Below are 7,813 nucleotides of genomic sequence, written 5' to 3' on the forward strand. Positions count from 1 at the left end.
TCGCCCCGGAGGACGCGGCCGCCCTTGTCACCCGGGTGCTCACCGGGCCGGACCCGGCGACGGCGAGCGACGCCGTCCGCGAGTACCTCGGCCGCCGGGCCGCCGAACTGCTCACGGACCCGGGCTACCCGGCCTGGTGCCTGGAGATGACCGGCCCGGTGGCGGCGGACGCCTCCGCCGCCCGGCGGCTGCGGGAGTGGACGCTGCTGCGGGCCGTGACGCTCGACGAACCGTGGGAGGCGGACGCCCTGCTCGCCGCCTCCGACTGGCTCCAGCTGCGCACCGCCGAGGAGTCCTCGGCGGTGATCGCCCTGGCCGTCCTCGCCGAGGGCGGCCGGACCAGGCGCATCCGCAACACCGCGCGGTCCCGGCTGACCGGCGCCTAGACCGGGGGACGGGCGGCGAGCACCTCCTGGACCTCGGCGAGCGCAGGCGAGTCCGTCCGGCGAGGGCGAGGGCGAGGGCGGCCCGGCCCCGGCGCTCGACGGCGGCACGGCCCCGGCCGACGGCGTGCTATTTTTGTGAGCGATCGTTCAACTAAGGGGGTCGCGGGTGGGGCGCAAGCAGCTCTGGGACCGGGGCGAGGTGCTGGCCCGTGCGATGGGGCTGTTCCGTCGCCGCGGCTACCAGGGGGCCTCGGTGCGGGACATCGAGGAGGCGACCGGGCTGCATCCGGGCAGCCTGTACCGGGTGTTCGAGAACAAGGACGGCCTGTTCCGCGCGGCGCTGGACGCCTACAACGACCAGGTGGTGCGGGGCCGGGTCCGGGAGCACCTCCTGGAGCCGGCGGACCCGGTGGCGGGTATCCGGTCGTTCTTCACCTCGACGTTCGAGACCGGCCCCGATCCCGACCCGGGGTGCCTGCTGACCAACACCGCCGTGGAGTGCTTCACCGTCCCGCAGGCCGCCGACGCGGTCCACCGGGGGCTGGAGACGATCGAGTCGGGCTTCGCCGAGGCCCTGACGCGCGCCCGGGCGCTGGGCCTGTTGTCCGCGGACCTCGACGTCGAGGTGTCGGCGGCCCAACTGCTGGCGCTCTACCAGGGCCTGCTGGTACTGGTCCGGGCCGCGACCCCCGTCACCAAACTGCGCACGATCACCGACGGCGCGATGGCGTCGATCGGCTACGAGAGAGACGGACAGCGATGAGTGACTCACAGCAGCTCTGGATGGACTACGCCGCGTGCTGGTCGGCGGACGCCGGCGAGCGGCTCGCCGCGCTCGGCGAGGTGGCGGTCGAGGACGTCGCCTACCGGGACCCGGGCACCGAGGTCGCCGGGCTGGCCGGGCTGGCCGGCTACATGGCCGGGTTCGCCGGGGCCTTCCCCGGTCACCGGTTCCGCATCGACGAGGTGCTCGAACACCACGACCGCTCGCTCGCCCGGTGGACCCAGCTCGGCGAGCAGGGCGAGCCCGCCATGGCGGGCGTGAGCACCGCGCTCCACCGCGACGGCCGGCTCGCCGACATCACCGGGTTCTTCCTCCCCGCGTGAGCGGTTCCCGCAGCCTCGCCGAGCACGTCGCCGACCAGCTGGCGCCGCTCGGCGAGGTCACCCTCCACCGCTACTTCGGCGGCTGGGCACTGCGCAGCCGCGGCAGCCAGTTCGCGATGGTGATGGACACCCTCTACCTCCGTGTCGAGGGCGCGTCCCGCCCCTCCTACGAGGAGGCGGGGTCCATGCCGTTCACCTACCACGCGGCCGGCCGCGAGGTGGTGGTGCGGGCGTACTACAGCGTCCCGGCGGAGGTGATGGACGACCGGGACGGGCTGTGCGCGCTGGCCCGCGCGGCTCTCGCCTGACCGCGCAGCTCCTCGAGGACACCGCCGCGCCACCCGACCGGGGCCGGCGGTCTCTCCGTCTCCCGCCGTCACGGCACTACCGTTTCAGGGCCCTGTACCGATTGAGGAGAGCGGTGAGCCGCTCCGGGTCGGCCGCGCCGTTCAGCTCGGCGGTGAGGTCGTCGGAGCAGAGTTCGTACGGGGCGCCCCACCCTCGGCGCCCCCGGTCGTCCCGGACGGCGGGTCAGGGGCCGCGGCTTCGTCCGGGGCTCCGCCGGCCTCCCGGTAGCAGTGGCCGGAGCAGAAGCTGTCCCGCCGCCGGACGCCGGGGTGCTCGTACGCGCGCCCGCAGCGCACGCAGGTCCGCGTACCGGGGCCGGCCGGCTCGGCCGCCAGCCCCAGGGCCTCCAGCAGCAGCCGGCAGTCCGCCTCGTCCAGGGCGTGCGCGGCCACCAGGGCACGGGCCCGGGTCGCGACGGAGGCCGGGGCGATCTCGGCGAGCGGCTCGATGGTCTCGCCCAGGGTCATCAGGTCTCGTTCGGCGTGTTGCACGATCGCCACCCCCGTCGGACTGCGCGGTCGGGAACCTTCCATCCTACTGCGCCCGGTGCCGGTCCGGACGGGCGGCGCGGAGGCCGTAGCGCGCCGTCCCGACGTCTCCGCGCTGCCCCGCCCGCCGGACGCGGCGGTACGGCGCCCTCCCGACCGCCCCGGCCTCCGGTGGGCGCCACGAGGGCGCCCACCGGCCGATGTGCGAGACAGAGCCGGATCACGTGGCCGAGGATCGGGGTGATCGATCCGAGCGGTTCGAGAACGACGGCCAGGTGCAGGACCTGGCCGGGCCGTCGGCGCGGCCGGGCGGAACCGGGCGCGCCACCGAGAAGGGACATCCGTCATGGGCCTGCACGTCAATGCGAACGAGGTGGTGGCAGTGCTGCTGTCGGACGGCTGGCACGGGGTGAAGCCGGGCACCTTCGCGGTCGGTCCGTTCGCCTTCGGCAGCTCGATGGAGGGCGGGTCCATCGACATCGCGGGGCAGCCCGGCTTCCGGTTCACCACCCAGGACGGGCCCGTCATCACCGGGCCGCTGTCCTCGGTGCTCGCCGTCCAGTCGGAGAGCACCCAGGTGCCGGGGCGTACACCGCTGCACGAACTCGCCGACCGCCTGGACGGCTCGATCGTGGCGGTGAACGGCACCGACGCCGTCCGGTTCTCCTACGCGGGGGAGGACTTCGAGGTCTGGCTGGGCGCGACGAAGTACGGGCCGCGCTGGCTGTTCGCCGCGGCGGGCAACCGGGACGGCGCGGTCGACTACGGCTTCGGCGAGAAGGACCCCGTGGACCAGGTGGCGCGGGCGGCGATGAGCGACCTCAAGGCCGGCATGCGCCCGGGCCGGACGGCCGCTCCCGGCAGCCCGTCGGCCACGCCGTAGCGGCTGCGGGTCCGCCGGGTCGGACGGCCCGGGCGCGTGCCGGCACTCACCGCCAGGTCGTCGCCAGGCAGGCGGTCACCGCCGCGACGGCCAGGAGCGTGAGGTTGAGCGCGACCCGGCGGTCGCCGAGGCGCAGGTGCACGGCGGTGGCGGCGGTCTGCAGGAGCACGAACCCGGCGGCCGCGGCCAGGCCCAGCCACGGCGCGACCCCGGTCAGCGGGGGCAGGACCAGCCCGACCGCGCCGAGCACCTCGACCGCCCCGATGGCCCGGACGGCCGCCATCCGCGTGCTGTCCACCCACGCCATCATCGGGCGGAGCCGCTCCCGGCTCCGGAGCAGCTTCAGCCCGCCCCCGTAGAGGTAGAAGAGGGCGAGCAGGCCGGCGGCGGCCCAGTAGGCGGTGTTCACGGTTCCCCTCCAGAAGTGTGTGCGTCGTGGGGGCGGGCGCCCGCGGGGTCACGGCCGGCGCCCGCCCGGCGGTCAGGCGAGGTCGGTCGCGGGCTCGGTGGCGTAGCGGCTCATCACCCCGAGGTGGGCCCGCGGCGTCAGCGCCCCGCCGCCGGCGATCATGTCCTGGAGGTCGCGGAAGTACTGCACGTAGAGGTCCGGCGTGAACGTGCTGAGCATGACGGCCGGTTGGTCGGTCGGATTGGCGAAGGTGTGCGGGGCGCCGGGCGGGACCATCACCAGGGTGCCCGGCGTCGCGTCGTGCTCCCGCTCCCCGACGGTGAACCGCACCGTGCCGGAGACGACGTAGAAGCCCTCGTCGTGCTGGGAGTGACGGTGCTGCGGCGGTCCGGGGGTGTGCGGCGCGAGCACGGACTCGGCGATCCCGAGCCGGTGCCCGGTGGTGCTGCCGTCCTCCAGGATGCGCAGTCGGGTACTGCCCAGGAGGATCGTCTCGCCCTCGCCCGGGCCGACCACCGACACCACGGGCTCCGCCGGCCGTTCGCCGGTCCTCGGTTCGTTCGTCATGCCCCGATTCCACCGCCGGGGCGCGGCGGCCGTCCAAGACCCGTTCCGGGCCGCCGATACCGCGCCGGTATCGTTGCACCATGGAGCTACGCACGCTGCGCTACTTCGTCGCCGTCGCCGAGGAACTCCATTTCGGCCGGGCCGCCGCCCGACTGCACATGAGCCAGCCGCCGCTGAGCCGGGCGATCAAGCAGCTGGAGACCGACCTCGGCGCCGTGCTGCTGTACCGCTCCGCCGCGGGCGTCTCGCTCGCCCCGGCCGGCGCCGTGCTCCTCGACGAGGCGCGGACGCTGCTCGACCGGGCCGAGCAGATCCGGCTGCGGGTGGCCGCGGCGTCGGGCGCCGCGACCATCACCGTCGGCATCCTCGCCGACAGCTTCGACCGAGGAGCGCGGCGGCTGGCCGCCACCTACGGCCGGCGGCACCCGGAGGTCGAGATCCGGATCCGCGAGACCGACCTGACCGATCCGACCTGCGGACTGCGCGCCGGACTGGTCGACGTCGCGCTGACCCGCGGCCCCTTCGACGGCGCCGGCCTGACGGTGCACGAGCTGCGCGCGGACCGGGTGGGCGCGGTGCTGCGCGCCGACGATCCGCTGGCGCGGCGCGACCGCCTGGAGCTGGCCGACCTGGCCGGCCGGCGCTGGTTCCAGTTCCCGGACGGCACCGACCCCCTCTGGCGCTCGTACTGGAACGGCGGCGAGCCGCGCGAGGGCCCCGTGGTGCGCGCCGTCCAGGAGTGCCTGCAGGCCGTGCTCTGGAACGGCACCGTCGGCATGGCGCCGCTCGGCCACCGGCCGCCCGGGGAGCTGGCCGTGGTCCCGTTGGCCGACATGGCGCCGAGCCGGGTGGTGGCGGCCTGGCGGGAGGGCGACGCGAACCCGCTGATCCGCTCGTTCGTCCAGCTCGCCACGGCGGCCTACCGCGACTGAGCTGCCGGGCCCGGCGGACCGGGGCGGGAGGCGCGGGGCGAGGCCCTCCACCGGGCGGTCGGGCGGACCCGGCCGGTGTCCCGCACCGGCGAAAAACTGTTGATCATGTCCCGGCCAGGCTCTAGCATCGCCCGCGATGCCTAACAACGAACAGATCATCGAGCAGGCCCTGGGGCGGATCGCCACCGGGTACGTCTTCGCCGAGAAGACCGAGTCCATCGACGCCGCGATCCGGCGTCGGCTCCAGGCCGGTGCGTACGACGGCCTGGACGGGCCGGCGCTGTGCGAGGCGGTGACCGCCGACTTCCAGGAGGTCTGCCCGGACAAGCACCTGCGGCTGCTCTGGGTGGACGAGCCCCAGTCGCTGGAGCCGGCGGACGAGGACGCCGGGCGGGCCGCGTTCCTCGCGATGCTCCGGGCCGCGAACCAGGGCGTGCGCCGGGTCGAGCAGTTGGACGACGGCGTCGCGTACATCGACGTCCGCCTCATACCGGACGCCGAGGGCGGCGCGGCCGTGGTCGGCGCCGCGCTGCAACTGGCCGCCGGCAGCCGCGCCCTCGTCCTGGACCTCCGCGCGTGCCGCGGCGGCGCGCCCGAGGGAGCCGCCATGTGGTGCAGCTACTTCTTCCCCGACGACCAGGTCCACCTCAACGACATCTACGACCGCGCCTCCGGGGCGACGCGGCAGTTCTGGACGTCCGCCCACCTGCCCGCGCCCCGCTACCTCGACCGCCCGGTGTACGTGCTCACCAGCGCCGTCACCTTCTCCGGGGGCGAGGACGTCGCCTACACCCTCCAGGCGCACGGCCGGGCCACCCTGATCGGCGAGACCACGCGGGGCGGCGCCCACCCCACGGCCCGGTACCCGGTCACCGAGCACATCATGGTGACCGTGCCGACCGCCCGGACCGTCAGCCCGGTGACCGGCACCAACTGGGAGGGTGTCGGGGTCGTCCCCGACATCGCCGTACCCGCCGACCGGGCGCTCGACGCGGCGCTGGACGCCTTCCGGGCGTCGGCCCGCTAAGCGCCCGCCACTCGGGCTGCTCCGGCGACCGGTGGCGGGGCCGGGCACCCGGGTGCCCGGCCCCGCCACCTGGTGGGCCGCCCACCACGTCGCCCTCCGCGGCGTCGGCACGAAGGCGCTGCACCATCCCGTGGTCGGCGACCTCACCCTCGACTGGACACCCTCGCCAGCACCACCGACACCGACCGGCAGCTCGTCGTCTGGTCCGCCGAACCCGGCTCGCCGAGCCACGACGCGCTGCGCATCCTGGCCTCCTGGGCCGACGCCCTGGGCGACAGCCCGGCCGGCTGACGCGGTCCGGGGGCGCGGCCGACGGCCGTCAGGCGGCCGCCGCCGGGCCTCAGTGGCGGGGTGGCGGGTGGTCGGGGTCCGGGGGCGCCGGCCCTGGGGTCCGGAGCTCGCTGATCACCGCCCAGGCCACCGACACCGCCGGTACCGCGACCACCGCGCCCAGCACCCCGCCCAGCACGGCGCCGCCCGTCACCGACAGGGCGATCACCACCGGATGGATCCGCACCGACCAGCCCAGCACCAGCGGATGCAGCAGATGGCCCTCGATCTGGCCGATCACCACGATCAGCCCGAGCACCAGCAGGGCCACCACCGGGCCGCGCGCGGCCAGCGCGACCAGTGCGGCGACGGCCAGCGCGATCGGGGAGCCGATCAGCGGGACGAGGGCGGCGACGAACTCCAGGACGACCAGCGGCAGTGCCAGCGGCACCTGCAGCACGGTCAGGGCGATGCCGACCAGGACGGCGTTGGTCGCCGCGACGATCAGGACGCCCCGGGTGTACCCGGCGAAGGTGCGCCACGCGGTGCGGCCCGCCCGGCCCCACACGGGCCGGGCGCGGACGGGCAGCTGGCGCTCCGCCCAGGCCCACATCCGGTCGCCGGAGTGCAGGAAGAACACGGAGCAGAACACCGCGAGGGCGGCCGCGGTGACCAGTTCGACGACCCGGCCGGCGCTGCTGATGGCGGCACTGATCAGCGTCGAGCGGTGGGCGTCCACGAAGTCGCCGAGTTTCGCCCGGAAGTCGGTGACGGCGCCCTGCCGCAGGTGGAAGGGGGCGCCGGAGAGCCAGTCGTCGAGCCGGGCCAGACCGCCGTGCAGCTCGGTGTTCAGCCGGCTCCACTCGCCGGCGACGGTCGTGCCGACCAGTGTCAGGACGCCGGTGACCAGGGCGATCGCCACCAGGAAGGCCAGCAGGACGGCGAGCGGGCGGGGGAGTGCGCGGGCCAGCAGGTCGACGGCGGGCCGCAGCACGGAGGTGATGACCAGCGCCAGGAAGACCGCGACGACCGGTAGTTCGAGGCGGGCCAGCAGCATGACGACCAGGTAGGCGGCTACGCCGATCAGCAGCAGCCGCCAGGTGTAGCCGGCGGCCTTCCGCAGGCCCGGCGGGACGCCGTCGCCCTTCGGTGACGGCCGGGCCGGTGGTGTGCGGACCCGGGGCCGCCTGACTGCGGGCGGCCGGGGCCGCCGGGCCGGTCCGCGGGTGTCCATGCGCGAGGGCCGCCTTTCCTGCGGGGGCCTGCTCGTCCGTCGGGTTTCCGCTCCGGAGCAGGTGCCCGGAACCGGGCGGGCCCGGCGACCGCCAGGGGCGGTCGCCATGAAGCGCTGGATCACGAACGCGGGGGTGTCGGAGTTCTATACGGTGATGGCGGT

The 7,813-nt window shown here is 75.3% G+C and carries 11 protein-coding genes and 1 pseudogene; 8 read left to right on the forward strand and 4 right to left on the reverse strand.

Going from position 1 to position 7,813, the window contains the following annotated elements:
• Positions 1 to 35 precede the first annotated feature (35 nt).
• The 4 genes from ABZ497_RS21990 (at position 36) to ABZ497_RS22005 (ending at position 1,801) form a co-directional block, all read left to right on the forward strand.
• Positions 36 to 386, forward strand: coding sequence for a hypothetical protein (locus ABZ497_RS21990; RefSeq protein WP_359807662.1), 351 nt, complete (start codon positions 36 to 38; stop codon positions 384 to 386).
• A gap of 166 nt (positions 387 to 552) precedes the next feature.
• Positions 553 to 1,149 (forward strand): TetR/AcrR family transcriptional regulator, encoded by a 597-nt coding sequence (locus ABZ497_RS21995; protein ID WP_359807664.1) that lies wholly within the window; start codon positions 553 to 555, stop codon positions 1,147 to 1,149.
• On the forward strand, positions 1,146 to 1,493 hold the full coding sequence (locus ABZ497_RS22000) for a nuclear transport factor 2 family protein (RefSeq protein ID WP_329485657.1): 348 nt from the start codon (positions 1,146 to 1,148) through the stop codon (positions 1,491 to 1,493). Before ABZ497_RS21995 ends, ABZ497_RS22000 begins: the two co-directional genes overlap by 4 nt.
• Positions 1,490 to 1,801, forward strand: a complete 312-nt coding sequence (locus ABZ497_RS22005) for a TfoX/Sxy family protein (RefSeq protein ID WP_359807667.1) — start codon at positions 1,490 to 1,492, stop codon at positions 1,799 to 1,801. The genes ABZ497_RS22000 and ABZ497_RS22005 overlap by 4 nt, the downstream gene beginning before the upstream one ends.
• Positions 1,802 to 1,942: 141 nt before the next feature.
• Here the strand turns inward: ABZ497_RS22005 and ABZ497_RS22010 are convergent, their stop codons facing one another.
• Complete coding sequence (locus tag ABZ497_RS22010; protein WP_359807669.1) at positions 1,943 to 2,341, reverse strand: hypothetical protein; 399 nt, start codon at positions 2,339 to 2,341, stop codon at positions 1,943 to 1,945.
• Positions 2,342 to 2,675: 334 nt separating this feature from the next.
• Here ABZ497_RS22010 and ABZ497_RS22015 point away from each other — a divergent pair, with 334 nt between their 5' ends.
• On the forward strand, positions 2,676 to 3,212 hold the full coding sequence (locus ABZ497_RS22015) for a hypothetical protein (RefSeq protein ID WP_359807672.1): 537 nt from the start codon (positions 2,676 to 2,678) through the stop codon (positions 3,210 to 3,212).
• 46 nt (positions 3,213 to 3,258) lie between these two features.
• Here ABZ497_RS22015 and ABZ497_RS22020 read toward each other — a convergent pair whose 3' ends face one another.
• Together ABZ497_RS22020 and ABZ497_RS22025 are read right to left on the reverse strand one after the other, a co-directional pair.
• The gene (locus tag ABZ497_RS22020) at positions 3,259 to 3,621 is read right to left on the reverse strand and encodes a DoxX family protein (protein ID WP_359807674.1); all 363 of its coding nucleotides are present in this window, start codon (positions 3,619 to 3,621) and stop codon (positions 3,259 to 3,261) included.
• A 72-nt stretch (positions 3,622 to 3,693) separates the two neighbouring features.
• Positions 3,694 to 4,188 (reverse strand): cupin domain-containing protein, encoded by a 495-nt coding sequence (locus ABZ497_RS22025; RefSeq protein ID WP_359807676.1) that lies wholly within the window; start codon positions 4,186 to 4,188, stop codon positions 3,694 to 3,696.
• A gap of 80 nt (positions 4,189 to 4,268) precedes the next feature.
• Here ABZ497_RS22025 and ABZ497_RS22030 point away from each other — a divergent pair, with 80 nt between their 5' ends.
• The 3 genes and pseudogenes from ABZ497_RS22030 to ABZ497_RS22040 form a co-directional block, all read left to right on the forward strand.
• The gene (locus ABZ497_RS22030) at positions 4,269 to 5,120 is read left to right on the forward strand and encodes a LysR substrate-binding domain-containing protein (protein ID WP_359807678.1); all 852 of its coding nucleotides are present in this window, start codon (positions 4,269 to 4,271) and stop codon (positions 5,118 to 5,120) included.
• A gap of 136 nt (positions 5,121 to 5,256) precedes the next feature.
• Positions 5,257 to 6,147 (forward strand): S41 family peptidase, encoded by an 891-nt coding sequence (locus tag ABZ497_RS22035; RefSeq protein ID WP_359807681.1) that lies wholly within the window; start codon positions 5,257 to 5,259, stop codon positions 6,145 to 6,147.
• Positions 6,148 to 6,217: 70 nt separating this feature from the next.
• A pseudogene (locus tag ABZ497_RS22040) lies at positions 6,218 to 6,438 on the forward strand (transcriptional regulator); the annotation flags it as partial.
• A 49-nt stretch (positions 6,439 to 6,487) separates the two neighbouring features.
• Here ABZ497_RS22040 and ABZ497_RS22045 read toward each other — a convergent pair.
• Positions 6,488 to 7,651, reverse strand: a complete 1,164-nt coding sequence (locus ABZ497_RS22045) for an AI-2E family transporter (protein WP_359807683.1) — start codon at positions 7,649 to 7,651, stop codon at positions 6,488 to 6,490.
• Positions 7,652 to 7,813: the final 162 nt, after the last annotated feature.

This window comes from Kitasatospora sp. NPDC005751, from assembly GCF_040630835.1.
Lineage (GTDB): Bacteria > Actinomycetota > Actinomycetes > Streptomycetales > Streptomycetaceae > Kitasatospora.